This is a genomic window from Helicobacter ibis (assembly GCF_027859255.1).
Classification (GTDB): Bacteria; Campylobacterota; Campylobacteria; order Campylobacterales; family Helicobacteraceae; genus Helicobacter_D; species Helicobacter_D ibis.
In genome coordinates, this window is sequence record NZ_JAQHXR010000002.1 from 104,516 (window position 1) to 129,873 (window position 25,358).

Consider the following 25,358-nt stretch of genomic DNA (forward strand, 5'->3'; position numbering starts at 1 on the left):
TTTATTGCTACGGCTTACTTGCTAGATAATGCTATTTTCTTAACTGCTACATTTAGTCTGCTAACTTTTCTTGCAGCTGTATTTTTTGTAAGTATCCCCTTGCTTACATAGCTATGGAAAGATTTATTGATATTTTTTAGTAATTCTTGTGCTTTTGACACATCATTTGCTAATACAGCTTCATTTAAAGCTCTAGTCATATTTTTAATTCTTGTTTTGTAGTAACGATTTCTTTCTGTTCTTTTAATGGTTTGTCTAATGCGTTTTTCTGCTGATTTATGATTTGCCATAAGAGTGTTAATCCTTTTTAAAAAAATTTAAGATAACATTATACTTTATTTTTCATTAAAGGCAAATAAACTATGAAACTTTTTGGAACTGATGGAGTAAGAGGAGAAGCAGGTGCAAAACTTAGTGCATTTTGTGCATTGAAGCTAGGGATTGCAGCAGGAATCTATTATAAAGAACACTCAAAAACAAATAGGATTCTAGTTGGCAAAGATACAAGAAGAAGCGGTTATATGCTAGAAAATGCCCTAGTTAGCGGACTTACTTCAGTTGGGTATCAAGTCATACAAATAGGTCCAATGCCAACACCAGCAATAGCATACTTGACAGAAGACATGCGATGCGATGGTGGCATTATGGTTAGTGCTAGTCATAATCCATTTGCTGATAATGGGATTAAGTTTTTTGATAGAAATGGATATAAACTAGACGAAAAAGACGAAGAAATAATAGAAAAAATCTACTTTGATGAATTTCAACTAGAAAATGCACAAAAAAAAGGTAAAGAAATAGGCTCCAGCAAAAGGATAGATGATGTTGTTGGAAGATATATTGTGCATATTAAAAATTCATTTCCAAAGAATCTCTCACTACATGGAATAAGGGTTGTCCTAGATTGTGCCAATGGTGCTGCATACAAAGTTGCTCCAACTATTTTTGATGAACTTGGTGCTGAAGTATTTGTGATAAACGATGAACCAAATGGCTTTAATATAAACGAAAACTGCGGTGCTACACAACCATTAGCACTACAAGAAGAAGTAAAAAGGGTAAGGGCTGATATAGGTTTCGCATTTGATGGAGATGCTGATAGGCTTGTGGTGGTAAATGAAAAAGGTGAAGTAGTAGATGGAGATAAATTAATAGGGATCTTAGCTCTAGCATTAAAGCAAAATAACATGCTTCAAGGAGATTCAATAGTAGCTACAATTATGAGTAATTACGCACTAGAAGAATTTTTAGCTAATAATGGCATAAAACTTATTCGCTCCAATGTAGGAGATAAATATGTCTTAGAAAATATGCTATCAAAAAAGCTAAACTTCGGAGGAGAACAAAGCGGACACATAATTTTTAGCGATTTTGCAAAGACAGGCGATGGGCTTGTTAGTGCATTACAAACCATAGCTTATGTGATTTCTAGCAAAAAAAGGGCTTCTTTGGCATTAGATTGTTTCAAGCTATATCCACAGATTCTAAAAAATATAAACATAAGCAAAAAACCAGAACTATCATCAATTAGTGGGTATAGCAAACTACTAAAAGAAATTGAATCTAAAAAAATAAGACATCTAATAAGATATAGTGGCACAGAAAACAAACTGCGAATCTTACTTGAAGGCAAAGACCAAAAAGCACTAGAAGCAACAATTGCACAATGTGAAGAATTTTTTAAAGAAAAATTACAATGAAAAATATATTGCTATTTATAATTCCTCTTAGCTTGGTATTTGGAATCGACCAAGCTATAAAGTGGTTTTTTGTAATCAATAACTTTAATTACGATGGAAATATTATTTCTTTGGTGTTAGTATATAACAAAGGTGTAGCATTTTCTATGTTTGCATTCTTAGAAGAATGGCTAAAATATATCCAAGTAGCCTTATTAGTCGCAATATTTATATATTTTTGGAAGAATATAGTATCTTTTAAATCCTACATTATCCCCGCTGGAATAATATTTGGAGCTGGGATATCAAATGTTTTAGATAGATTTATTCATGGTGGTGTTGTAGATTATATTTTTTGGCATTATAAATTTGAATTTGCTATTTTTAACTTTGCAGATATCATGATAAATGTTGGCGTAGCTTGTATTATTATATACACACTACTTAAGAAAAATACAAAGACCTAATTGATATAATCACTACCTTAATTTCCAAATAAGGTCGCGTAGCTCAGTTGGTAGAGCACTACCTTGACATGGTAGTGGTCGCTGGTTCAAGTCCAGTCGTGGCCACCACTTTACAATCTATAACTTATAACTTTTAAAGGCAACATGTGAAAACTCCATTACAAAATATAAGAAACTTCTCAATAATAGCTCATATAGATCATGGCAAATCCACTCTTGCAGATTGTCTAATTCGAATGTGTGGAGCAATTTCTGATAGAGAAATGAGTAATCAAGTAATGGATACAATGGATATTGAAAAAGAAAGAGGAATTACGATTAAAGCACAAAGTGTGCGACTAAACTATGAATATGAGGGTGAAAAATATATACTAAATCTTATTGATACTCCAGGACATGTGGATTTTAGCTATGAAGTATCGCGTTCTCTTGCCTCATGCGAGGGTGCATTACTTGTAGTTGATGCATCTCAAGGAGTAGAAGCACAAACCATTGCAAATGTATATATCGCACTAGAAAATAACTTAGAAATTATCCCTGTGCTAAACAAAATAGACCTCCCCGCTGCTGCACCAGAACGCGTAAAAAGTGAGATAGAACAAACAATAGGACTAGATTGCACAAATGCTCTAGAAGTAAGTGCAAAGGCAAATATAGGTATTAAAGAATTGTTAGATACAATTGTTAAGCTAGTCCCACCACCAAACGGAGAGATTGAATTTCCAACTAAAGCTTTGATTTATGATTCATGGTTTGATAACTATCTTGGTGCTTTGGCTTTAGTTAGAGTAATTGATGGAAGCATTAAAGTTGGACAAAACATTTATATAATGGGAAGCAAAAAGAACCATGAAGTACTAGGATTACTCTACCCTCACCCACTAAAACAAGAAAAAACAAAAGAAATAAAAACTGGCGAAATAGGAATTGTAATTTTAGGACTTAAAAATGTAACGGATATTGCTGTTGGCGATACGATTACAGATTTTAAAAACAAGACAAAAGAGCCAATCTCTGGCTTTGAGCCTGCTAAGCCTTTTGTTTTTGCTGGAATCTATCCTATCGATACAGATAAATTTGAAGATTTAAGAGATGCATTAGATAAATTAAAGCTAAATGATTCAAGTCTAGCTTATGAGCCTGAAACTTCTGTCGCTCTAGGCTTTGGGTTTAGGATAGGATTCTTAGGGCTTTTACATATGGAGGTTATCAAAGAGAGGCTAGAGAGAGAATTTGGACTTGATTTAATAGCGACTGCACCAACGGTTGTTTATGAAGTTACACAAACAGATGGAAGCGTAGTATTTATCCAAAATCCAAGCGAACTCCCACCTGAACAAAAAATCGCTACCATCAAAGAACCCTATGTAAAAGCCACCATCATCGTTCCTAGCGAATTTCTAGGAAATATCATAACTCTTGTTAGCAAAAGAAGAGGGATTCAGCAAAAAATGGAATACTTACAAGAAACAAGAGTGCTCTTAGAGTATCTAATCCCCACAAATGAAATTGTTATGGACTTTTATGATAACCTAAAATCCTGCACAAAAGGCTATGCAAGCTTTGATTATGAGCCTTATGAATATAAAGTTGGTGAGCTTGTAAAGCTAGATATAAGAGTGGCAGGTGATATAGTCGATGCACTAAGTATTATTGTACCAAAAAGCAAAGCCTATGAAAAAGGCAAAGAGCTTGTAGAATCTATGAAAGAAATTATTCCAAGACAACTTTTTGAAGTAGCGATTCAAGCAAGTATTGGTAATAAAATCATAGCTAGAGAAACCGTAAAATCAATGGGCAAAAATGTAACTGCAAAATGCTATGGTGGAGATATCACAAGAAAAAGAAAGTTATTAGAAAAGCAAAAAGAAGGCAAAAAGAGAATGAAAGCAATCGGAAAGGTTGCATTACCACAAGAAGCATTTTTAGCAGTTTTAAAAATAGACTAGAATCTAATTTTATATCTAGCACCTATTTTATATGTATTTGTCTTATTATTTATGCTATTTTGCTCTCCCTGAACATAAGCAGTAAAATGCTTAAAAGGCACAAACTCATAACCATAATATATGGTATCCCCATTATTATCATCTGTTAGTTTTTCTCGAAAGAATACTTTGTGCAATGTATTTCCAAGTTTAAGTCTATTTTCCACCCCATAATATGTGCTCCATAGCCTAGTAGAGGCATCACGATCTAATGCTCCAAAAAACAAAAATTTATCCATATTACTTTCATATAATGTTATATACATAATAGCATTACCACCGATTGTTTGCACCTCATTAGAAATATTGGAATTTAAACTTAAATCAAAATCCACAATTGAAGTATATCTAGCAAAAAAATCATCTACATTATTGCTTACAACTGGAGAAAGCTTAGACAAACCAGTATTAAAAATATAATTACTAACAGATAATGTATCTACTTGCAATTTCTTAGAACTTCCTACTTCCTTTTTTCTTTCTACAAATGGAGATTCATAGACTGCTTTACTTTTCTCAATAGACATAAGTGGTAATGGTGCACCCAAAATACCCTCTAACGCCTTATAATCAGATAATGGGTTTCTTTGCTTTATATCTTTTTTTAGATATTTAGAAATATTGATTTCAGCAGAATAGATAAATGATAATAACAAAAAGAAAAATAAAAACAGCCTTTTCATATTGCAGCCTTTAAACTATCTAATACCTCTTTTTGACCTGCAATAGATACAATAACTCCTTTCTCTATGAAATTTCTATCAATAATAGTTGCTTCTATTTTTGAAGTTAAATATTCAAAATGCTTAACCTTTGCAAATGGAATAAAAAACTCAAAAATTTCATGCTTTACATATTTTTTAAGTAAATTCTCCTTTATCCCATTTAGTATAGGTTCTTTTGCACTTTGTGTGTATGCCTTGACAAGACCACCAGTCCCAAGCAATGTACCGCCAAAATATCTAATACTTAGCACTCCACATTCTATAAGCTCATAACCACGAATCACCTTTAGCATTGGCATACCAGATGTACCCTTTGGCTCACCATCATCACTAAAACTCTCTTCTATCTGACCTTCTTTATTAAACGATCTACTAGCAGTTACAAAATGAACAGCCTTTGGATGCTCATATCTTGATTTTGCTACAAAATCCTTAAAAGAATTAATAGGAATCAAAAATGAAATAAATTTGGAGCCTTTAAACTCATAATATCCGCCTATAATATTAATTGGTACAAGCATAAAAGCTACTTTTTTCTTTTTAGATTCCCATGTGAGAATTGAACTATCTTTTCTGGTATATTATCCAAACTTACAATATCGCAAATAGAGCCTCTTGATATTGCTTGTTTTGGCATTCCAAAGACTATGCAACTATCTTCATCTTGTGCAATAGTATAAGAACCATTCAAAAACAACTCATGAATCCCTATGCTACCATCATCTCCCATTCCTGTCATAATGATAGCTAGTGCATTTTTACCAGCAGCATTATTTAAACTTCGGAACATAATATCCACACTTGGCTTATGCCTAGTGATTCTATCGCCATCAAGTGGTGTTGCTATATATTCTCCTGTTTTATTCTCTATTAGCATGTGTCTTCCACCTGGGGCTAGATATGCACATGATGGCTTTAGTGTCATTCTCTCTGTTACTTCTACAACTGATAGGGCAGATATATTATCAAGCCTATGTGCAAATGAAGTTGAAAACCCCTCTGGTATATGTTGAGTGATGACTATTGGTGGTAAGTTTAGTGGTAGTGCTTGTAGGATTCTAGCTATTGCATCGACTCCACCAGTGCTAGCTCCGATTCCTATTATTTTTTTACCTTCACCCCTAAAAGGTTTTGAAGCCAATAATTTATCTGGATGATATTTTTCATTTGCCATTAGCTCACCACCTTAACAAAAGTGTTTTGACCAAGTCTCTCTACCTTGCTTCCTATACCTAGTATGCTCTCACTATGACCAAGATACATCGTTCCGCCAATTTTAAGGTGTGAAAAAAGCTTACTTAATATCTTTTCTTGATCTTCAACTTTAAAATAAATAAGAACATTTCTACAAAATATAATATCAAATTCCTCTTTTGCAAATGGGTAACTAATAGAGCTTAAATTAAGCTGCTTAAATGTTATTAGCCTTTTAAGATGTGGCTTTGCTACTAGCTTAATTAAAGAACCAGCTCTCTTCTCTACGCTAAAGTAATCCTCTAAATGCAACCAATCAGGCAATGGATTTAAAAATGTATCAACTAAATATTCTCCCTTTTTAGCTACATCAAGCACAGAAGTATCAATATCAGTAGCAATCACGCTAACAGGTGTGCTAGAAGCATATACATCTTTTGCATATAACAATGTAGTTGCGATAGAATAAGGTTCTTCTCCAGTAGAACTAGCAGAACAATACACTTTTAATGGCTCACTACTTTTTAATCTGTGAGGCAAAATTCTATTTAACATATCCATAAAATGGAAATTTTCCCTAAAAAAATCAGTCTTATTTGTAGTAAATGCATTTATAAATTCTTGCTTGTTTTTTCCACTTTTGACACTTGAGAAAAATACATCAAAATCATCTATTTTTAAATCTCGCCTTAGCTTATCGAGCCTATTCTTAATAGTAGAATCCTTACTGCTAGGCAGATAAATACCAGCTATATCGTATATCAACTCTCTTGCTTTGTTTATATGAGAATCGCTAATTACATTTGTAACCATACTAGCCCTTTATGCAACTGTTTTTATAATTTTCACACCATTCTTGTGCGTTTGTATTATCCAAAACCTGCCCTATTTTCTTATATTCATTATAATAGTCATATGCAAATTCCGCCACCTCCCCCAAAATTGGCTCATAATATCCGCCATCACCGACTGCAACATATTGACTTAAAAACACATCAGCATCTTGCTTGTCAAAATATATTCTAGCTAAATCTTTATACACTTGAAGATATAGTTCTATAAGAGTATCAGTAAATTTTAAATCAATGCTTAACGCACAAGAATCTTTATTGTTAGAAAATTTATTTTTATATTTTAAAACCCCACTAGTAAATAAAATACTAAGATGTATCAAACCCTCGCAATAATAAGGTAAAACCTCTCCATTGTCCCTCCAAGCAATAAGAGAAACACTTCTAGCAATTAAACTATAAATAAGCTCCTTTAATAGTGGTCTATTTTGTCTTGTGAAATAATATGCCAACCCTCCCATGGTGGCTTTAAACTCTTCTATATTTTTGAAGTTGCCACTTTTATTCATAACCAGCTCACTATCATCGCTAACACATAAAATATGACCAAACTCATGCCCTATTGTAGAAATCTCATAAATTTTATACCACTCTTTTTCCCTAAAAAACAATAACTCTCTATTAAAGTCTAAAAATTCTCTTGGAAATGTAAGAGACGATAAAAGCATAAAAGGTTTTGCTCTAAACATCTCTAAAATTCTATCAGGAAAATAAAATATTTTCTTTCCATGTTTTTTGCTAACAACTTCATCATTTGGTATCACTTGTGCACTAAATAGACCATTTAACTCTGAGCCAAAAAACATCATAGGCAATCCACCATAAAGTTGTGTCTTTTGTAACGAATTATTAACGCATAAATTAATTTCATCTGTATATTTCAAACCAACAAATTCTGCAAAAAAATTACTATAAAATACCCACATACTTTTAGAATTTACTTCACTATCACTAGAATCGTTCAATAAATCAATACCATTATAACACCTAGCAATTCGTAAATCCCACTCTGGTGCTACTGCTTTTCTAAAATGATCTTCATAATATTCAAATGGGTGGCATACTTGAATTGGGGTTGTTATACCAAGCCACTTAACTTCAACATCTCTCCAAGATTCTAAAAGCTTTTTAGTATCTTTTTGCATTAATGCTTTTTGTAAAGCCCCAAAGTAATCTAAATATCTATCTTTTTGTTCTAACTTTGAGCATGTCTCTTTTATGTTTTTAAGCTTTAAAATTCCGGATTCTAAGCTCTGATTAATCAACTTAAATTCTTCTTTAAAGAATTCACAATAACTAACAGCTCTATATTTACCATCTATAAACATAGGCACAGAATAACTTCTGTCACTAGCTTCTCCATTATCACTAATTTCTATTGAATCTTGTAAAGCTTCTAAAATACTTTGCAAATTATTGTTGTGTTTTTCTTTTAAATGTGTATTAATCCCTAAAATAAGTTCTTTTTGCCAAGAATAAAAAAACCTATTAAAACACAAACCAAGCTCATAGACAAGATTTAATAACTCACGCCAAAAATCTGTTAATAAAGCATTATCATTTATATATAGTAGTAAATTTATAAACTTATTTTTGTAATATTGTTCAGATATAAAAAACATTTCATCTTTAATTTCTTGTGGTGATTGTATGTTGTATTTATCCATTACATTATCAAGTGCAGATTCTCTAAGTGATACCACTCTATCAATTAATGCAAACAAAACTTCATCATTTTGCGGAAGCTTATTATAAACCTTGGTCAAAAAATGTGGAATCTCGCTACTTTGCACCAATTCATAAAGCAGTTGCGTATCTTTATTACTTTTATTTAAAAATTCATAAATCTTAGCAAAATCGCTAAGAAGTTTTTTCTCCATTTCTTTCATGTTCTATCTTTTTGTGGTTTTTAATTAACTCATAAGCTTCGTTTATGTCTTGTAGTTTCTTTGTATGAGTTTCTATAATCGAGCTATCCAATTCTTTATGCTGTAGAATATCAGGGTGATTTTCTCTAACCAAACTTTTATATTTCTTTTTTATCTTTTCACTATCATCATCAATCTCTACCCCAAGAATCTTGTAAGCTTCACTCACGCTCATACTATTGGACTGATTGCTATAAAAATTAGCAAAATCATCATAAAGCTTATTAAAATCCCCATTATCTATTTCTAAAAATGCAGCTACATCCAGTATGACTTCTCTCTCACTATCACCTAAATTTCCATCTGCATAAGCCAAAGACAGCATATATTCAACAAGTTTTAGTCGTCTTTTGTATTGACCCTTTGTAAAATTCGCATAAGAGTAAGTTAGCTCTTCTAAATCCTCATAAGTATTATTAAAAATCTCATGCAAAATATCTATAATTTCTTCTCTTTGGTGCATTGCACTTTGCATTAAAATTTGATTTGCTATATCCTCTATTGTATTTTCTATCAATTCAAACTCAAGTTCACATACCCTACCATCAACATGTGCCAATTTTGAGAGAATTCCAACTATTAGTCCATATTCTCCATTTCTTATCTTTTCTTCTTTTGTTGGGGTTGCATATATATCATATTTTCTATCAAACTCATCATCATCTGGTGGAAATGTCGAATTCTCAATTCTTGGTCTTTTGTGAGGATTGTATAAATAGTCCTTAAAATTCATAATTGCAAGTGCAATAATAACAATAGTTATAAGAAGGAGGATTTCCATTGTATTCCTTAAAAAATTGGAAATTAATTATTTACTAAAAAAGCCCTTTATCTTACCAAATACACTATCTGATGGCAAGAATCCTAATTCTCTTAATTGAGATTTAACTTCATCGACCAATTCATCACCAACATCAACTTCAACCATTTGAGTTTTAATATCAACTTCAACATTTTGACATTTATCTAGAAGTGCATTTTTAATTTTATCAACACAACCTTGACATTTAATATTAACACATTGAATTTTCATAACTAAGATATTCCTAAAATGATTATAAAAGTGGTGGGTCCTATAGGACTTGAACCTATGACCAATCGGTTATGAGCCGATTGCTCTAACCAGCTGAGCTAAGGACCCTTTTTGAAAAAGAAATGTGATTATACATAAATTTATATCTAAATGCAAGTATTCCTTCTAAAATTCCAAATAAAACCATAAAAGTTACAAAACTACTCCCTCCATAACTAAATAATGGTAGAGGGATTCCAACTACAGGTGCAAACCCAATAGTCATAGCAATATTAACGCCACTATACACAAACAATAAAAGTCCCGTGCTTGATGCTATAACTTTTAAAAAATAATCCTTGTCATCTGTATTATTGATACTAAAAATATGAAATATCAAAGCACCATATAACAAAAACAATCCAATGATCCCAACAAACCCGAATCTTTCTGCAAAATAAGGAAAGATAAAATCGCTAGTAGCTATGGGTAGAAACTTATATGCAGCTTGTGTTGCTTCTTCTTTTTCTTTACCAGAGATTCCACCTGAACCTATTGCTATTATTGATTGTCTAACTTGATAATCTGGATCTTTTAATACAAAATCAGCAATTCTCTTTTTTTGATAATCATGCAAATTAGCATACAAAACTGGAGAAGCTAGACCAACAGAAATCAAAATTCCAAGCCAAATTTTATAATTCACACCAATTATAAATAGTGTTCCATATCCCATAATCAATAACACCAATGCAGTTCCTAAATCTGGTTGCTTCAGTATAAAAACGAATGGCAAAAGTATAAAAAAAGATATTTTGGCAAAATCAACCAATCCATAACCATTTGGCTTTGGAGGTTTTTTCCTAACTAAATACGCAATCATAAGCATTAAAGCTGGCTTCATAGTCTCTGATGGTTGAAATGTAAAATGAACAAATGGAATCTCTATCCACCTTTGTGCTCCAAGCCTCGTATCGCCAAATAATTCAACTACAAGCAGTAAAACTATATGAATCCAATAAAACAAAATAATAAACCAAGATAACTTCCAAATATGCACAAAAAACACAGCAGTAAAAACCAATAAGCCAACAAATACATAAATTAATACTTTATTTCCCAAAAATTCGCTATTTTCATTTATCAAAAACCAAGATAAAAGTATAATTGGTGCAACCAATAAAGGTAAGGTGTAATCAAAATATGATAGAATTTTTTTATTAATCCCAAACAAAATAAACCCTTAAAATAAGCACTTAAGGCGTATTTTATCACACAAAAGTTGGCAAATGCAAGAAATTTTAGTAAATGAACACAATATACAAGATAGATTAGATATTTTTTTAAAAGAAACACTAAATATAACAAGAAACAATGCCTCTAAATTAATAAAAAACTATCAAATATCAATAAACAACACAATAATCCAAAAAGCAAGTTATGAGCTAAAAACAAACGATATTGTGCGTATTGCAGAAATTCAAATACCACAAAAAAACGAAGAAACAAAGCTTGAGATAGAAATATTATATGAAGATAGCGATATTTTAGTTATAAACAAACCAATAAATTTAATAGTGCATAAAGCGCACGAACATGATATGCAAAACTCTGTTGTAAATTGGCTTATTCAAAATAATATACAAACTTCTAGTATAGGAGATTCATATAGGCATGGAATAATACATAGACTCGATAAAACAACAAGCGGTGCGATGGTAATAGCAAAAAATAACGAATCTCACATGGCTTTAAAGGAGCAATTACAACAACGAACTATGGGTAGATTTTATTTATGCATGATAGATAATCCACTAAAAGAAAATATAACAATACAATCAAATATAATGCGACACCCAAAAAATCGACTAAAATACATAAATGCCAAAAGTGGCAAAGAAGCAAAAAGTGCATTTTACAAAATATCAAGCAAAGACAATAATGAGCTAATATGTGCAAAATTATTTACAGGAAGGACACATCAAATAAGGGTGCATTTAGCAAAGATTAATCGACATATTATTGGAGATTATTTTTATGGATATAAAGGCGAATACGACAACAGGATCTTGCTCCATTCACACACGCTATATCTAACCCACCCAAGAACCTCTGAAAATTTGCGATTTTATGCACCAATTCCAAAAGATATGCTAGAATACATACAAAGATTCACAGATTTTGGAGGCAAAGATGAAAACTTTGAAGAGTATCTTTATGATTTCATGCATAGGTTTTATAGTGGCATTTAGCGGTTGTGCTGGCAAAGAGGGTAATTTAAGCTATCAACAAAAAATACAACAATCACAAAACATGCAAGATATGCGTCCAACAAATGTGAATAATCCAGGTTTATATGCACCATATAATCACTCAGTCTCACCAGCGATGCAATAAGGTTTAACTCCAACATGAAAAATCAATATTTCAAAATATTAGCATGTGTATGTGTTGCCATTTTTTTTGGTGCATGTGGTAGCACATCTAGCATAACTAATAGCATAGATAGTGTAAATCCCTTTAAAAGTTCAGCTATAAATCCGCATATAGCCCCACCAACAGATATAAAGGTTCTAACAGATATAAACACCATAGCATTTGAATGGAATTTAGTCCCTCAACCAGAAATAAAAGGTTATTATATATATCGCAAACTACCAACAGAACAAGACTTTAAAAGAGTAGCAAATATAAAAAGTAGATTCACAACACATTATTCGGATAATGGCTTGTCGCCAGATACGGAATATTTATATCAATTTGTCTCATATGATCAAAATGGCAATGTGTCTGCAAATTCAGACATAATAACAACAAAGACACAATTCATAGAGCCAGTAGAATACATAGAAGCAATAGGTAACTATCCAAGAAAAATTAAAATAATTTGGAGTCCCCATAAAGATCCAAGAGTAACGGGTTATTTATTAGAAAAACGCACCAATAATGGAGAATGGAAAGAGCTAACAAAGATAAATGATAGATTATTGGTTGAATACCTAGACAAAGATTTACAAGATGGGCAAAGCAATGAATATAGAATTGCTGCATTTAATATCAATAAAAGCTTATCCCTACCTACAATGAGCGTAGTAGCCACAACCAAACAAAAACCAGCTCCAGTTACAAACTTCCGTGCTACAAATAACATAGCAAATCAAATTCAACTAACATGGACACCAAGCTCTAGCAATGAAGTAGTAAGCTACACTATACTTAGAAGCGGTATTTTTGGTACTTATTCAAAATTGGTAAGCTTAGATTCTTCAACTACAACTTATGTTGATTCTGTAGATGATGTTGGAAAGGAATATCAATACAAGATAATAGCATATAACAAAGATGGTATAGATAGCATAGAGGCAGGTCCAGTAACAGGTAGAAGCCTATCAAAGCCAAATCCTCCAACAATAACATACGCACAAATAGAGGGTAATGCTGTAGTTATCAGATGGGACCCAAATGAACCAAGGGCTAGAGAATATGTGGTATACAAAGAATCTAGCATTTTTAGTGAAATTCTAAGATATAACAAAGTGCTAACTCCAGAATTTATCGATAGAGAGATACGCCCAGGAGAGCAGTATACTTACAGCGTAGGCACACTTGATGAACATGGCATAGAATCAGATAGAAGCAAAAAAGTAAATCTAGAATTACCAAAATAATGCCACATTTTAAAACCAAAACTTTTATTCAACCCACTTTTCCATTGCAAGATTCTTGCAGTGGAGATAGTTTTATATTCGTAGATAGATATTACTCATCACTATATCCCAAACTATCAATAATACTAACCAAATATCAATCCACAAACCAAAAACAAACTCAAGAATTTTTAATAGAAGTAAAAGAAAAAGAAAATCAAACCCTAATAAAATGCAACAAAGAAAGTAAAATAGCACCAATTGAAATTCCAAAAAACGCCCTAAGAATCCTAAGTAAAAACCAACAAGTAATTTCACATAATCTAAACCCACAAAATATAACATCTGATTTAAAACTACCGTTTATCCAAACGATAAATAATTTTATAGATTTTGATAGCTTCCTAAAAACAAATAATTTACAAAATAAACAAATATGGTTAGAAATAGGATTTGGCAGTGGCAGGAATCTTCTATACAATGCGCAACATAACAAAGACATATTACATATAGGAGTTGAGATTCATACCCCATCACTAGAGCAAGTAGCACGACAAATAGGATTGTTAAATTTAAACAACATCTACATACTCTCATATGATGCAAGAATCTTTTTAGAACTACTACCTTCAAATAACATAAATAGAATCCTAGTTCATTTCCCAATTCCATGGGATAAGAGCCCTCATAGAAGAATCTTTAGCAATACATTCTTAAAAGAGGCAAACAGAGTATTAAAACAAAATGGAACACTTGAGCTAAGAACAGATAGTGAAGAATACTTTTTATATGCAAAAAGTATAGCAAACAAAGAAGAATGGTTAATACACGAATCTTGCAATAAAGATTCAAACATAATAAGCAAATACGAAGCAAGATGGAAAAAAATGCAAAAAAATATATATGATTTAATTCTAACTGCAAAGATAAATAGCGACTTCAAAAACTCGCAGTATGATTTTTCTTTTAAAGATATAAATTTTATTTCAGATACGCTAAATAGCCATGGCTTTAAAAGGTGCAAAATTATAAAAGATGGCTATTTTGTAAGCATAGAAGATTTATTTATATCAAAATTTAATGATAAAATATTAAAAGTATCTTTCGGTGATTTTAATTACCCAGAAAATCGATACATAATTATAGATAATGAAATTAGGTATCTAAAATCACAACCATTACCTACTAATATAAACCAAAAATGCCATAATATATTATGCGACTTACTTTTTAAGGAGAGATAGTGGAAGCCATAATAAAAGCAGAAAACATAAATTTAGGCTACAAAAACGACATAATAATAAAAAATGCATCATTTAATATTTTTTCTAGAGAATTTGTTTTTATAAGTGGTCCAAGCGGTAGTGGCAAGAGCACACTAATGCGTTCTATATATGGTGATTTAGCACTAAAGAGTGGTTCATTAGAAGTATGTGGTGTAGAAATGTATAAAATAAGCAAGAAAAATATAGAAACACTAAGAAAACATCTAGGCATTATCTTCCAAGATTATAAATTAATAAAAGATTTTAATGTAGAAAAAAATGTAATGCTACCTATGATTATAGGAGGATTCACAAAGGAATCTTGTCAAGCACAAACAGATAGACTACTAGCACATATAAAGCTATCGCACAAAGGCAACAAATATCCACAAGAACTAAGTGGTGGAGAACAACAAAGAGTAGCGATGGCTAGAGCATTATCACACAATCCACTTCTAATCTTAGCAGATGAACCAACGGGAAATTTAGATGATTATTCAAGTGAAGTTATTTGGAGCTTATTAAAGGGTGTAAATGAGCAACTTGGAATAACAGTTGTAGTAGTAACACACAGAATCCCAGAGACACTTGGTATAAACTATCGACATTTACACATAGAAGAAGGAGCTATATATGAACTCTCTTAAAAATCACCTAGCTCTTATAATTCCTCTTGTAGCATTATTATTTGCATTAGAAAGCATATTGCTTGTAAATAAGACTTTAGATGAATATGAAAGCAAATTAGGTAAAAACTATGCAATAATAATAGCCTCCTCACAAGAATTAAATATAGATGAAATAAAAAATAAAATATCAGAGGCAAATACACTTACACAAATAGATTCTAAAATCATACTAGACAGGCTTGGGAACAATATAAGCCAAGCCAATTTGGTTATGCTAAAAAACTCATTACCATTTTTTTATTCTCTAAATCTAAACAAATATCCAAGTTCAGCTAGATTAGAAGTCATAAATAAAGCTCTAGATTCATTTGAAAAAATCACAAGAATAGAGACATTTGCCAAAAGTCATAGCCAAGTATATCAGTTATTACTAATAATAAATGGAAGCGTTATTATATTTTCTTGCTTTATTGCCTTAATTAGCCTACTATTGATGTTTAAACAAATAGAAATTTGGAAATTCCAACATTTAGAAAGAATGGAAATAATGACACTTCTTGGAGCACCCTTATGGATGAGATCACAAATTTTGTTCAAACTTGCTTGTATTGATACGATAATTGCCACAATAATCGTAGGTTGCGGTCTTTTTTATATATCAAAAAACCCAACTTTACTAATCTTTATGCAAGAGTTAGGAATCGATACTGAAATCTTTACTCCAATTAGCGATAGCATTACACTATTACTAGTCGGATTTGCAGTATCTTTGATATCTGTATGGATTGTTAGTTTGCAAAACAAGGATTAATGGCATGATTTTGCGTATTGTATGTTGTGTGTTTATAGGGCTAATTATAGGATTGCATGCTAATATAGACCAAAAAATAAACAAAAACAAAGATGCACTACAAGAGAAAAAACAACAAGAATCTCAAATAAATAAAAAACTAGAAGAAATAGGCAAAAAAGTAAATAAACAAAAAGATGAAACAAATGCACTGCAAAAAGTAATAGAAGAAAGTGAAAAAAACATCACAAAAAACCAAAAAGAATATGATGAAAAAAGTAAGCTCATAAAAACCCTATCAAGCAGTCAAGAAGATTTGTTTAAAAAGAGAAAACAAATAGAGCAAGAAATAATAGACCTTGTAATAAAAGATGTGTCTTTTACGATTTTGCTAAATGATTTCAAACCAGAATCTATACAAGACCTAATCACCGAAGAGAGCTTTAAAATCCTAAACAAAAACACAAAAGATAACATAATAAATCTAAGCGAAGAACAAAAGAAGGTGGTTACAACCCTGCAAAACTTGCAACAAGACATTGATAATTTAAAAAAATTTATAGATTCAGAAAATAAGAAAAAAGAACATCTAAAAGCACTAAGAGACAAAGAAATAAAGCTTCTATCAAGCTATGAAAACGAGATGAAAAAATATAATAATGAGCTACAAACAATAGTAAAAGAGAGAGATTCAATACAAGAAATACTGGTTAATCTAAACATATTAAAGAGCCAAGAACTAGAAAAACAAAAGAAAAAGGAAGAATTAGCCAAAAAAGAAACAATAGTTCCAAAAGAAGCTCCAAAGACACAAGAACCAACAAAACAAGTGCCAAAAAATGACTTTGATGTAAGGCAAGTAGCTAGTTCATATCACAATATAAGCACTACAAAATACAAGGGTAGCAAAACCATACCCCCACTTGATAACTACGAAATAGAAAAGAGATTCGGACCATATTATGATCCAGTATATAAAATGAAAGTATTTAACGAATCTATAACAATAACCCCAAAAGGAGATGATAAAGTTAAAAGTGTCTTAGATGGCAAAGTGGTGTTTGCCAAAGATACGCCAATACTAAAAAGAGTGGTAATAATAGAACATAAAAACAACATGCACACAATCTATGCTCAACTTGATAAAATAGCTCCCACAATAAAGCCAGGTAGCAATGTAAAAAAGGGATATACAATAGGTAGAGTGGATAAATCATTAAAATTTGAAGTAACTCTAAAAGACAAGCATATAGATCCACTAGAGTTAATTACAAGTAAATAAATCTAGACTACTACAAAATAATGCATAATTACAATGAGATAGATTGCTTCTATCAAAAACAAAAAAATAAAAAAAGAATATTATAAAAGTCAAAATATATTAATCACACAAAATCTAACAAACAATAAAAAATAGAAACAAAGGAATTATAAAGTATATTAACAAATAAAAGCACCAAAGGCACTTTTATAGAATCCTAAGACATTTAAACTTATAGCTAATTTAACTTAATCCATTTTTCTGCGATTCTAACTGCATTTGTAGCTGCACCTATTCTTATTTGATCAGCAACACACCACAAGTGCAAAATTCTCTTATCATAATTATCGCTTCTTATCCTACCCACAAAAGTAGTATTTGTATCTGTTGCTATTGTAGGCATCGGATATTCTTTATCCTTTGGATTATCTAGCACAACAACAGATTCTGCACCCTTTAGTATCTCTCTTGCTTTTTTTGCACTTACTTCATTTTTAAATCTTATCGTAATTGATTCACTATGACTACGCAAAACAGGAACCCTAACACATGTTGCACTAACTTCAAAACTGCTATGCATTATTTTATTGGTTTCATTTACCATTTTCATCTCTTCTTTTGTATAGTCATTATCTAAAAACACATCAATATGAGGAATTACATTCAAAGCTATCCTATGTGGAAATACCTTAGGTTCGACACTATCAAGGCTAAAATCAAAAAATTTCTGCATTTGTAAGACTAGCTCTTCCATACCCTTTTTACCTGCACCAGATACAGCTTGATAAGTGCTTACATCAACCCTCTCAATTTCAAATGCATTATGCAATGGTGCTAATACTTGAACCATTTGAATTGTCGAGCAATTTGGGTTTGCAATAATCCCAGTTTTATTCCACAAAGAAATATCATTCGCATTTACCTCAGGCACAACCAATGGAACATCTTTATCCATTCTAAAATGGCTTGTATTATCAATTACCACAACTCCAGCCTTTGCAGCACTTGGTGCAAACTCTGCACTAACACTCCCACCAGCTGAAAAAAATGCAATATCTACATTTTCTTTTTCAAACACATCATGCGTTAGCTCTTGGACTAGAAACTTCTCACCAAATGCCTCAATTTCTTTGCCAACACTATTCTTACTAGCTAGTGGAACTAATTTATTATAAGGAAAATTAACCTCTTCTAAGATTCTAAAAATTTCTTCTCCAACCGCCCCAGTAGCACCAACAACTGCAATATTATACTTTTCCACAATCAACTCCTATAATTTGATATTATATTTTTTAATTTTTGATAACAAAACCTCTTTCTTCATTCCTAATATTTCGCACGCCTCATCTACATCAGAATTACTACTTTTTAAAGCTTCATAGATTAATTCTTCTTCTAAATTTGCTATTTTTTTCTTTCCTCCACTCTCTCTTGAGCTCAAAAACAAATCTTCTGGCATGATTGTATCATCCTCACACAAAATAGCAGCTCTCTCTACAACAGATAGCAACTCTCTAATATTACCAGGCCAATTATAAGATAACAACTGCTCTTTTGCACCCTCCCCCCAAGTCTTTTTGCCAACCCCATATTGATTATCAACTTGCTCTAATTTCCACTCACAAAGCGGTATTATCTCTTCAACTCTTTCTCTTAGAGGTGGTATATTTACAGGAACAGTCTGTAACCTAAAAAATAAATCCTCCCTAAACTCACCTGCTTTTATCTTTTTTTGTATATCAGCATTTGTTGCTGCTATGAATCTTATATCTATCTTTATAGGTTTTGAGCTTCCAAGTCTTACTACTTCTTTTTCTTGTAACACCCTTAATAATTTTGCTTGTAGTCCTATTGGCATTTCACCTATTTCATCTAAAAATATACTACCTCCATTTGCAGATTCAAACTTTCCTGCTCTGCCCTCCGTTGCATCAGTAAATGCACCCTTTTCATATCCAAAAAGTTCAGATTCTAATAGATTTTCAGGAATCGCTGCCATATTAATTGCAACAAATGGTGCATTAGCTCTAGGCGAATTATTATGCACATAATTTGCAAAAAGCTCCTTACCAACTCCACTCTCCCCAAGCAATAAAATAGAAGCATCGGTTTTAGCTGCTTTATTAACTAGTTTCAATGCTCCTTCTAATGCTGGTGAAGTAGCTATGAAGCTTTTATTTTCAGCTACTTTATTTATCTTTTGTTTTTTTATGCTTTTAGATAATACTTCTCTTTCTTTTTTGGCTCTATAAATTGCCTCTACTAGAGTTTCAATCTCAAAGGGTTTAGTTAGAAAATCCTTAACTCCAAGCCTAATTGAATCTATTGCTTTATTTAGAGTTGCATTTCCAGTGATGATTAATGCTTCATACTTTCCATTTAGCTCACGCAAAAACTCAATCCCGTCCATTTGAGGCATATTAATATCAGTTATTATCAAGTCTATAGAATCATCAAGTTTCTTTAGAGCATCTTTAGCACTCTTAAAGCTAACTACTTCAAACTCATCATATTCGCCAAGTGCAATTTCCAATGATTTTCTCATATTAATATCATCTTCGACAATGGCTAATTTCATAGATTCTCCTTTTACTTGATTTTTTTATTAAGCAAATATATTTTTGATAACTCCACATCATATTCAATATATATTCTAGTGGCCGGAATACTAAGAATCGTTATTGATTGATTTTGTAAATTTACAACCTTGCTTTCATCTTCTAGCTTAACCCCCCATGAAAACAAGCACTCCAAAATCTTATCTTTATACTTCTCTATAAACTCCACCTCGCTTTTTGCTTCATGTATTACATCACAATACCTTCCTTTATAATGTTTAGTAAGTTTTGAGCTAACCATAGAAGGTGATACATAATACTTCTCACCTAACACTATGCCATCTTTAGTAGATAGCCTATAAGAAAAAACATACTCACGAGCAAATAAACACTCTGTAAACAACAAAAGGCTAATCATTATCCGTAAATAGCCCATTATCCTCCACTTCTTCATCTTCATCTATCTTTTCTTCTTTAGGACATCTAGCGATGGATACCACCTTTTCTTCATCTACATTCACGATGATTACACCACTTGTAGCACGACCTGCCTTTCTTATAGAGTGCATATCTACTCTTATCATCTTTCCACTTGAAGTTAGCACCATTAAATCCATATTTTCATCTACATTTACCACTCCAACTAACTTTCCAGTCTTTGGCGTTAGCTTCATAGCTATCACACCCTTACCACCGCGTTTTGTGATTCTATATTCATTTGCTTCTGTTCTCTTACCAATTCCTTTTTCGCTTACGCTTAAGATTTCTTCATTCTCATTAGAAATCACGGTTGCCCCAATTACAAAGTCTTTAGGCATTTTAAACTTTATAGCTGTTACTCCTCTTGCAACACGCCCTATTTCTCTAGCGTCACTTACTTCAAATCTTACACACATTCCCTCATAAGTAACTACCAAAATTTCTTTTATACTAGGGGTTACTATTTTTGCAGTTACTAGCTCATCATCTTCATCCAAATTAATAGCCTTCACCCCAACACTTCTAATATTTTTAAACTCACTTAAATTTGTTCTCTTAATAATTCCATTACGCGTAAAGAATGCAAGAGATTTATCTTCATTAAAATCTTTTGTTGTAATGGTTGCCATAATCTTTTCATCTGGTGCTAAATTAATTAAATTTACCACCGCTTTGCCTATTGCTGTCCTACTTGCCTCTGGGATTCTATATACTTTTAACCAATAGAGTTGCCCTTTATTTGTAACAAACATGATTGTATCGTGCGTATCTGCGACAAAGAAAGATTCAATAAAATCATCATCATGTGTATTTGCAGAAATCTTACCCTTGCCACCGCGATTTTGCTTTTCATAAGTTCTAACTGGCACTCTTTTTACATAACCTCTATGGCTCATAGTTACCACTACCGGCTCATTTGGAATTAGATCTTCTATGTCTATGCTTTCATAGTCTTCTTCTATTGCAGTTAGCCTATGTGTTGCAAACTTATCTTTTACTTCTAAAAGCTCTGTTTTAATAATCTCATTAAGTTTAGATTCACTCTTTAAAATAGAGCTTAAATACTCAATTTCTTTTAGCAATTCTTGGTATTCATTTTCAATTTTATCTCTCTCTAAACCTGTCAATCTTTGCAGTCTCATATCTAAGATTGCTTGTGCTTGAATCTCACTTAAGCTAAACTTCTCTACCAAGCTACTTTTTGCTACTTTAGGATCGCTACTATTTCGGATTAGAGACACAATTTCATCTATATTTTCTAATGCTACCCTAAGTCCTTCTAAAATATGTGCTCTAGCTTTAGCCTTTTCCAAATCAAATATTGTTCTTCTAATAACAACGCTCTTCCTGTGAGACAAGAATAAATGCAACAATTCCAATAAGGTGAATATCTTTGGCTCTTTATTATATATTGCAAGAAGTATGATACCAAAGGTACTTTCCATTGGTGTAGATTTAAAGAGATGATTTAGCACAATCTCACTCATAGCCTCTCTTTTTAACTCTATTACAACCCTTATTCCATCTCTATCTGATTCATCTCTAACTTCAGAGATTCCTTCAATCACCTTATCTCTTGCAAGTTCAGCTATCTGCTCTACAAGCCTTGCTTTATTTACTTGATATGGAATCTCATCAATTACAATAATATCTCTTGTTTTTGTTTTTTCTATATGGGTTTTAGCTCTTATTTTAATTCGTCCTCTACCACTTTCATAGGCCTCTCTTATACCGCTCTTTCCATATATGATTCCGCCTGTTGGAAAATCTGGTCCTTGTATAAATTGCATCATATCATCTAAAGTAGCATTAGGATTATCAACTAGATGTATCAAGGCTTCTATTATCTCATCTGTTCTATGAGGTGGGATATTTGTAGCCATACCAACTGCAATACCATTCGAACCATTTATTAGCAAGTTTGGAAGGCGACTAGGTAAGATATCTGGCTCTTTTAGCGTATCATCATAGTTTGGTAGAAAATCAACAGTATCTTTATCAATATCCCTTAAGACTTCTTCTGCAGCTTGTGTCATTCTAGCTTCTGTATAACGCATAGCTGCCGCACTATCACCATCTATACTACCAAAGTTACCCTGTCCATCGACAAGCTCCAACCTCATAGAGAAATCTTGTGCCATTCTAACTAATGCATCATAAACAGCAGTATCACCATGTGGATGATACTTACCTATTACATCACCTACGATTCTTGCAGACTTCTTATACCCTGCCTTTGAAGTAACCCCAAGCTCATACATAGCATAGATAATTCTCCTATGCACCGGCTTAAGACCATCTCTAGCATCTGGCAATGCACGCCCAACAATAACGCTCATAGAATAATCTAAGTAGCTTTCTTTAATTGAATCTTCTATATTTACATTTTGTATATCTTGGTTTAATAAATCGCTCATTTAACGATACCTCTTGCTTATTTCATGTGGTATATTCTAGCTTGATTTTACTTAATGTTTCTACTACAAAACTCTAAAACGCTTCTATAATCTTTAAAAACACTAGTTTTATTTGAAACCTCACATATAAATCCCAAAATCTCTCCATGTTTCAGTATATTGTTTTTGTGTTTTTTAGATACAATTCCCAAAAATTCATCTTCAACAAATAATGGCATTCCTAAAATATCACTTGCGTCTAACTTTATATAATCATCAAACCACATCCTCTCTCTCCCAAACTCAAGCCAGTCTTGTTCTAAAAAATATGAAATCTCAATCCTGCTATTAACTGGTAAATTAAATGGCTCAACTAGCAGTTTAAATGTCCTGTTTTTAAAATGTAACGACCTAGCATTTGGTTCTGGCATGATATTGCAATATATGTCTGTAAATTTAGTCGGCTTTAATATAGCAATATCCAAACCATCATCTAATGCAATAATATCAGCATGACTAAGGCATGAGATTGGTTCATCAAATGATTCAGAATGATAGAGCAATATATCATTTGCCCTACTCTTGCTATACACAACTGATGCACTAGTTAATACCAATCCATCTTCAAAAACTATTCCATAGCCTTTAGTAAAATTAGAATCTTCAAATGTTGTTTGAATCTTTAAGCCATCTTTTAACCACAAAGGATATGAGGCAAATGCACAATCAAACAAAAAAAACAAAAAAAATAGAATCCTACTCATAAAATAATCCCAAAAATACGCACTTCAAGTAATAATTAATACTTAAAATACTACAATAAAAAATATAACAAAAAAATAAGGAGCTTACATGGAATTAAAAGAATTTAATACATCAAAAGAAGAATTAGAAAAATTAAAATATGCAATTATTAGCACAGAAAATGGTGATATGATATTTGAACTTTTAACACAAGAAGCACCAAATACAATTGCAAATTTTGCTTCACTCGCAAATAGCGGATTTTATAACAACTTAAACTTTCATAGAGTAATTAAAGGATTCGTAGCACAAGGAGGTTGTCCAAATGGAGATGGCAGAGGTGGTCCTGGATATAGAATAAAATGCGAATGTCAAAATAATACAAGCAAACATCTAGCAGGAACTCTATCTATGGCACACGCTGGAAAAGACACTGGAGGCAGTCAATTTTTTATATGCTTCGCACCACAGCCACATTTAGATGGTATGCACACTATTTTTGGACAAATAAAAGATAAAGAAAGTCTGCAAGTGCTATCTAAAATCAAGCAAAATGACAAAATAATCAAAATAAAAATTGTAGAAACAATAGAAGGCAAAGATTCTTAAGATTTTAAATTTAAGACAACGATAATTTAATCAAAAACAAAACATAGCATTAAATACCACATAATGTGGTATTTAATTAAAGCTCAGGCTTTGGAGTTTTTTCTGTTGAAACTGGCAATTGTGGATATGTAATTTCAGGTTTCTTTCCGGTTAAAGATTTTAAGAATTCTTCAATTGTTGCTGCCTCTTTTTTGGAAATATTAATACCAAGCTGAACACTTCCCATTTCTCTAATAGCTTCGTTTAAAGACCAAATCGCACCATTGTGGAAATAAGGAGCAGTCTCTGTAATATTTCTTAAAGTAGGAGTTTTTACCATTCCATTTTCATCTCCCTTAAAATCTCCTAGATGAGCAAATTTATATTTATTTGCAATTTGGAATGCCTGCATACTACCACCTAGATTTACGCCATTATGACACGCAATACAACCTTTATCTATAAACAGCCTCAAACCTTCTTGCTCTTTCTTAGTTAATGCTTTTTCATTTCCCTCTAAAAACTCATCAAATCTTGAAGGAGTTATAAGAGTTCTTTCAAAAGTAGCAATAGCATCAGCTATATTGTCAAATGTAACACCACTTTTGCCATATATCTTTTTAAACTCGCTTACATACTCTGGTAATGACGATATCTTCTCAACAGCTAATTTTGCAGGTGTAGCCATTTCTGGTTCTGCTTCAATTGGACCCTTCGCTTGATCTGCTAATGTCCCTGCTCTGCCATCCCAAAATTGAGATGAATTTAATACAGAGTTATAAACCGTTGGAGAATTTAGATGATGTGGATTTGCCACCCATTTATGACCAACCGCAGCAGAAATTCCATCTGTGCCACCAAGCCCTAAATTATGGCATGTATTACAGGATATAATACCACTTTTCGAAAGTCTAGGTTCAAAATATAGCTTTTTGCCTAACTCTGCCTTTTCTTCTGTAAATTTACTAAATTCAACACCAAGATCAGTCAAGATTTTCTCAACACCTTTTTGATCCTTTGGTAGTGGAACAAGACCAGCATTCTTAGCCTCATCAATTAATGGATTAGCACTTAAAGAGCCAACCAAACACATACTTAACACTGCATGTATAAAACGCATGTTCATCCTCCTAAACATTAAGTAATATTTTTTATT

At 32.1% G+C, this 25,358-nt stretch carries 26 protein-coding genes and 2 tRNA genes; 12 read left to right on the forward strand and 16 right to left on the reverse strand.

Annotation, left to right across the window (positions count from 1 at the left end; translation table 11 throughout):
* Nucleotides 1-14 precede the first annotated feature (14 nt).
* Nucleotides 15-290, reverse strand: coding sequence for a 30S ribosomal protein S20 (gene rpsT, locus PF021_RS03855; protein ID WP_271021103.1), 276 nt, complete (start codon nt 288-290; stop codon nt 15-17).
* Nucleotides 291-362: 72 nt separating this feature from the next.
* On the opposite strand from rpsT, the gene glmM reads away from it, so the two are divergent.
* From glmM to lepA, 4 genes are all read left to right on the forward strand, one after another.
* The gene (glmM, locus tag PF021_RS03860) at nt 363-1,700 is read left to right on the forward strand and encodes a phosphoglucosamine mutase (protein WP_271021104.1); all 1,338 of its coding nucleotides are present in this window, start codon (nt 363-365) and stop codon (nt 1,698-1,700) included.
* A complete protein-coding gene (gene lspA / locus PF021_RS03865) occupies nt 1,697-2,146 on the forward strand; it encodes a signal peptidase II (protein ID WP_271021105.1) in 450 nt (149 codons plus the stop codon). The genes glmM and lspA overlap by 4 nt, the downstream gene beginning before the upstream one ends.
* 32 nt (nt 2,147-2,178) lie before the next feature.
* Nucleotides 2,179-2,254, forward strand: a tRNA-Val gene (locus PF021_RS03870).
* Between the two features lie 38 nt (nt 2,255-2,292).
* Nucleotides 2,293-4,095 (forward strand): translation elongation factor 4, encoded by a 1,803-nt coding sequence (gene lepA, locus PF021_RS03875; RefSeq protein ID WP_271021106.1) that lies wholly within the window; start codon nt 2,293-2,295, stop codon nt 4,093-4,095.
* On the opposite strand, the gene PF021_RS03880 is transcribed toward lepA, so the two are convergent.
* The 9 genes from PF021_RS03880 to PF021_RS03920 all read right to left on the reverse strand — a co-directional run bounded on the left by PF021_RS03880 (nt 4,092) and on the right by PF021_RS03920 (nt 11,078).
* Nucleotides 4,092-4,817 carry a hypothetical protein gene (locus PF021_RS03880; protein ID WP_271021107.1) on the reverse strand — a complete coding sequence of 242 codons (726 nt, stop codon included), beginning with the start codon at nt 4,815-4,817 and terminating at the stop codon, nt 4,092-4,094. The two genes, lepA and PF021_RS03880, sit on opposite strands and share 4 nt — an antisense overlap.
* Nucleotides 4,814-5,380 carry a YigZ family protein gene (locus tag PF021_RS03885; RefSeq protein WP_271021108.1) on the reverse strand — a complete coding sequence of 189 codons (567 nt, stop codon included), beginning with the start codon at nt 5,378-5,380 and terminating at the stop codon, nt 4,814-4,816. Before PF021_RS03885 ends, PF021_RS03880 begins: the two co-directional genes overlap by 4 nt.
* A 5-nt stretch (nt 5,381-5,385) precedes the next feature.
* Complete coding sequence (locus PF021_RS03890; RefSeq protein ID WP_271021109.1) at nt 5,386-6,033, reverse strand: CheB methylesterase domain-containing protein; 648 nt, start codon at nt 6,031-6,033, stop codon at nt 5,386-5,388.
* A complete protein-coding gene (locus PF021_RS03895; RefSeq protein ID WP_271021110.1) occupies nt 6,033-6,866 on the reverse strand; it encodes a CheR family methyltransferase in 834 nt (277 codons plus the stop codon). Before PF021_RS03895 ends, PF021_RS03890 begins: the two co-directional genes overlap by 1 nt.
* A 1-nt stretch (nt 6,867) precedes the next feature.
* Nucleotides 6,868-8,793, reverse strand: a complete 1,926-nt coding sequence (ciaB, locus tag PF021_RS03900) for an invasion protein CiaB (RefSeq protein ID WP_271021111.1) — start codon at nt 8,791-8,793, stop codon at nt 6,868-6,870.
* A complete protein-coding gene (locus PF021_RS03905) occupies nt 8,765-9,613 on the reverse strand; it encodes a TerB family tellurite resistance protein (RefSeq protein WP_271021112.1) in 849 nt (282 codons plus the stop codon). The genes ciaB and PF021_RS03905 overlap by 29 nt, the downstream gene beginning before the upstream one ends.
* A 27-nt stretch (nt 9,614-9,640) precedes the next feature.
* Entirely contained in the window at nt 9,641-9,865 is a 225-nt protein-coding gene (locus tag PF021_RS03910) for a heavy-metal-associated domain-containing protein (RefSeq protein WP_271021113.1), read from the reverse strand.
* A 31-nt stretch (nt 9,866-9,896) separates the two neighbouring features.
* Nucleotides 9,897-9,973, reverse strand: a tRNA-Ile gene (locus PF021_RS03915).
* The gene (locus tag PF021_RS03920) at nt 9,951-11,078 is read right to left on the reverse strand and encodes an FtsW/RodA/SpoVE family cell cycle protein (protein ID WP_271021114.1); all 1,128 of its coding nucleotides are present in this window, start codon (nt 11,076-11,078) and stop codon (nt 9,951-9,953) included. Before PF021_RS03920 ends, PF021_RS03915 begins: the two co-directional genes overlap by 23 nt.
* Before the next feature lie 55 nt (nt 11,079-11,133).
* Between PF021_RS03920 and PF021_RS03925 the strand changes: the two genes are divergently transcribed.
* From PF021_RS03925 to PF021_RS03955, 7 genes are read left to right on the forward strand one after another with little or no spacing between them, the layout of a single operon-like run.
* Entirely contained in the window at nt 11,134-12,096 is a 963-nt protein-coding gene (locus tag PF021_RS03925) for an RluA family pseudouridine synthase (RefSeq protein ID WP_271021115.1), read from the forward strand.
* Entirely contained in the window at nt 12,086-12,241 is a 156-nt protein-coding gene (locus tag PF021_RS03930) for a hypothetical protein (RefSeq protein WP_271021116.1), read from the forward strand. Before PF021_RS03925 ends, PF021_RS03930 begins: the two co-directional genes overlap by 11 nt.
* Nucleotides 12,242-12,255: 14 nt before the next feature.
* Complete coding sequence (locus PF021_RS03935) at nt 12,256-13,512, forward strand: fibronectin type III domain-containing protein (RefSeq protein ID WP_271021117.1); 1,257 nt, start codon at nt 12,256-12,258, stop codon at nt 13,510-13,512.
* Nucleotides 13,512-14,735 carry a tRNA (guanosine(46)-N7)-methyltransferase TrmB gene (gene trmB, locus PF021_RS03940; protein ID WP_271021118.1) on the forward strand — a complete coding sequence of 408 codons (1,224 nt, stop codon included), beginning with the start codon at nt 13,512-13,514 and terminating at the stop codon, nt 14,733-14,735. Before PF021_RS03935 ends, trmB begins: the two co-directional genes overlap by 1 nt.
* Nucleotides 14,735-15,403 carry a cell division ATP-binding protein FtsE gene (locus PF021_RS03945; protein WP_271021119.1) on the forward strand — a complete coding sequence of 223 codons (669 nt, stop codon included), beginning with the start codon at nt 14,735-14,737 and terminating at the stop codon, nt 15,401-15,403. The genes trmB and PF021_RS03945 overlap by 1 nt, the downstream gene beginning before the upstream one ends.
* Nucleotides 15,390-16,196, forward strand: coding sequence for an FtsX-like permease family protein (locus tag PF021_RS03950; RefSeq protein WP_271021120.1), 807 nt, complete (start codon nt 15,390-15,392; stop codon nt 16,194-16,196). The genes PF021_RS03945 and PF021_RS03950 overlap by 14 nt, the downstream gene beginning before the upstream one ends.
* A gap of 4 nt (nt 16,197-16,200) precedes the next feature.
* Nucleotides 16,201-17,457: a murein hydrolase activator EnvC family protein gene (locus PF021_RS03955; protein ID WP_271021121.1), complete on the forward strand. Its 1,257-nt coding sequence runs from the start codon at nt 16,201-16,203 to the stop codon at nt 17,455-17,457.
* A 217-nt stretch (nt 17,458-17,674) separates the two neighbouring features.
* Here PF021_RS03955 and PF021_RS03960 read toward each other — a convergent pair whose 3' ends face one another.
* The 5 genes from PF021_RS03960 to PF021_RS03980 are packed head-to-tail and all read right to left on the reverse strand — an operon-like array spanning nt 17,675 to nt 23,634.
* On the reverse strand, nt 17,675-18,697 hold the full coding sequence (locus tag PF021_RS03960) for an aspartate-semialdehyde dehydrogenase (RefSeq protein ID WP_271021122.1): 1,023 nt from the start codon (nt 18,695-18,697) through the stop codon (nt 17,675-17,677).
* Between the two features lie 9 nt (nt 18,698-18,706).
* Nucleotides 18,707-20,014, reverse strand: a complete 1,308-nt coding sequence (locus PF021_RS03965) for a sigma-54-dependent transcriptional regulator (RefSeq protein ID WP_271021123.1) — start codon at nt 20,012-20,014, stop codon at nt 18,707-18,709.
* 11 nt (nt 20,015-20,025) lie between these two features.
* On the reverse strand, nt 20,026-20,430 hold the full coding sequence (locus PF021_RS03970; protein ID WP_271021124.1) for a hypothetical protein: 405 nt from the start codon (nt 20,428-20,430) through the stop codon (nt 20,026-20,028).
* A complete protein-coding gene (gyrA, locus tag PF021_RS03975; RefSeq protein ID WP_271021125.1) occupies nt 20,405-22,891 on the reverse strand; it encodes a DNA gyrase subunit A in 2,487 nt (828 codons plus the stop codon). The genes PF021_RS03970 and gyrA overlap by 26 nt, the downstream gene beginning before the upstream one ends.
* A 47-nt stretch (nt 22,892-22,938) precedes the next feature.
* The gene (locus PF021_RS03980) at nt 22,939-23,634 is read right to left on the reverse strand and encodes a hypothetical protein (protein ID WP_271021126.1); all 696 of its coding nucleotides are present in this window, start codon (nt 23,632-23,634) and stop codon (nt 22,939-22,941) included.
* Nucleotides 23,635-23,722: 88 nt separating this feature from the next.
* Between PF021_RS03980 and PF021_RS03985 the strand changes: the two genes are divergently transcribed.
* A complete protein-coding gene (locus tag PF021_RS03985) occupies nt 23,723-24,223 on the forward strand; it encodes a peptidylprolyl isomerase (RefSeq protein WP_271021127.1) in 501 nt (166 codons plus the stop codon).
* A 76-nt stretch (nt 24,224-24,299) separates the two neighbouring features.
* Here PF021_RS03985 and PF021_RS03990 read toward each other — a convergent pair whose 3' ends face one another.
* The gene (locus PF021_RS03990) at nt 24,300-25,322 is read right to left on the reverse strand and encodes a cytochrome-c peroxidase (protein ID WP_407081406.1); all 1,023 of its coding nucleotides are present in this window, start codon (nt 25,320-25,322) and stop codon (nt 24,300-24,302) included.
* Nucleotides 25,323-25,358 lie beyond the last annotated feature (36 nt).

Coding starts and splice junctions, on each gene's coding strand:
- rpsT (WP_271021103.1), bottom strand. CDS start 290: ATGGCAAATCATAAATCAGCAGAAAAACGCATTAGACAAACCATTAAA.
- glmM (WP_271021104.1), top strand. CDS start 363: ATGAAACTTTTTGGAACTGATGGAGTAAGAGGAGAAGCAGGTGCAAAA.
- lspA (WP_271021105.1), top strand. CDS start 1,697: ATGAAAAATATATTGCTATTTATAATTCCTCTTAGCTTGGTATTTGGA.
- PF021_RS03880 (WP_271021107.1), bottom strand. CDS start 4,817: ATGAAAAGGCTGTTTTTATTTTTCTTTTTGTTATTATCATTTATCTAT.
- PF021_RS03885 (WP_271021108.1), bottom strand. CDS start 5,380: ATGCTTGTACCAATTAATATTATAGGCGGATATTATGAGTTTAAAGGC.
- PF021_RS03890 (WP_271021109.1), bottom strand. CDS start 6,033: ATGGCAAATGAAAAATATCATCCAGATAAATTATTGGCTTCAAAACCT.
- PF021_RS03895 (WP_271021110.1), bottom strand. CDS start 6,866: ATGGTTACAAATGTAATTAGCGATTCTCATATAAACAAAGCAAGAGAG.
- ciaB (WP_271021111.1), bottom strand. CDS start 8,793: ATGAAAGAAATGGAGAAAAAACTTCTTAGCGATTTTGCTAAGATTTAT.
- PF021_RS03905 (WP_271021112.1), bottom strand. CDS start 9,613: ATGGAAATCCTCCTTCTTATAACTATTGTTATTATTGCACTTGCAATT.
- PF021_RS03910 (WP_271021113.1), bottom strand. CDS start 9,865: ATGAAAATTCAATGTGTTAATATTAAATGTCAAGGTTGTGTTGATAAA.
- PF021_RS03925 (WP_271021115.1), top strand. CDS start 11,134: ATGCAAGAAATTTTAGTAAATGAACACAATATACAAGATAGATTAGAT.
- PF021_RS03935 (WP_271021117.1), top strand. CDS start 12,256: ATGAAAAATCAATATTTCAAAATATTAGCATGTGTATGTGTTGCCATT.
- trmB (WP_271021118.1), top strand. CDS start 13,512: ATGCCACATTTTAAAACCAAAACTTTTATTCAACCCACTTTTCCATTG.
- PF021_RS03950 (WP_271021120.1), top strand. CDS start 15,390: ATGAACTCTCTTAAAAATCACCTAGCTCTTATAATTCCTCTTGTAGCA.
- PF021_RS03955 (WP_271021121.1), top strand. CDS start 16,201: ATGATTTTGCGTATTGTATGTTGTGTGTTTATAGGGCTAATTATAGGA.
- PF021_RS03965 (WP_271021123.1), bottom strand. CDS start 20,014: ATGAAATTAGCCATTGTCGAAGATGATATTAATATGAGAAAATCATTG.
- PF021_RS03970 (WP_271021124.1), bottom strand. CDS start 20,430: ATGGGCTATTTACGGATAATGATTAGCCTTTTGTTGTTTACAGAGTGT.
- gyrA (WP_271021125.1), bottom strand. CDS start 22,891: ATGAGCGATTTATTAAACCAAGATATACAAAATGTAAATATAGAAGAT.
- PF021_RS03980 (WP_271021126.1), bottom strand. CDS start 23,634: ATGAGTAGGATTCTATTTTTTTTGTTTTTTTTGTTTGATTGTGCATTT.
- PF021_RS03985 (WP_271021127.1), top strand. CDS start 23,723: ATGGAATTAAAAGAATTTAATACATCAAAAGAAGAATTAGAAAAATTA.
- PF021_RS03990 (WP_407081406.1), bottom strand. CDS start 25,322: ATGCGTTTTATACATGCAGTGTTAAGTATGTGTTTGGTTGGCTCTTTA.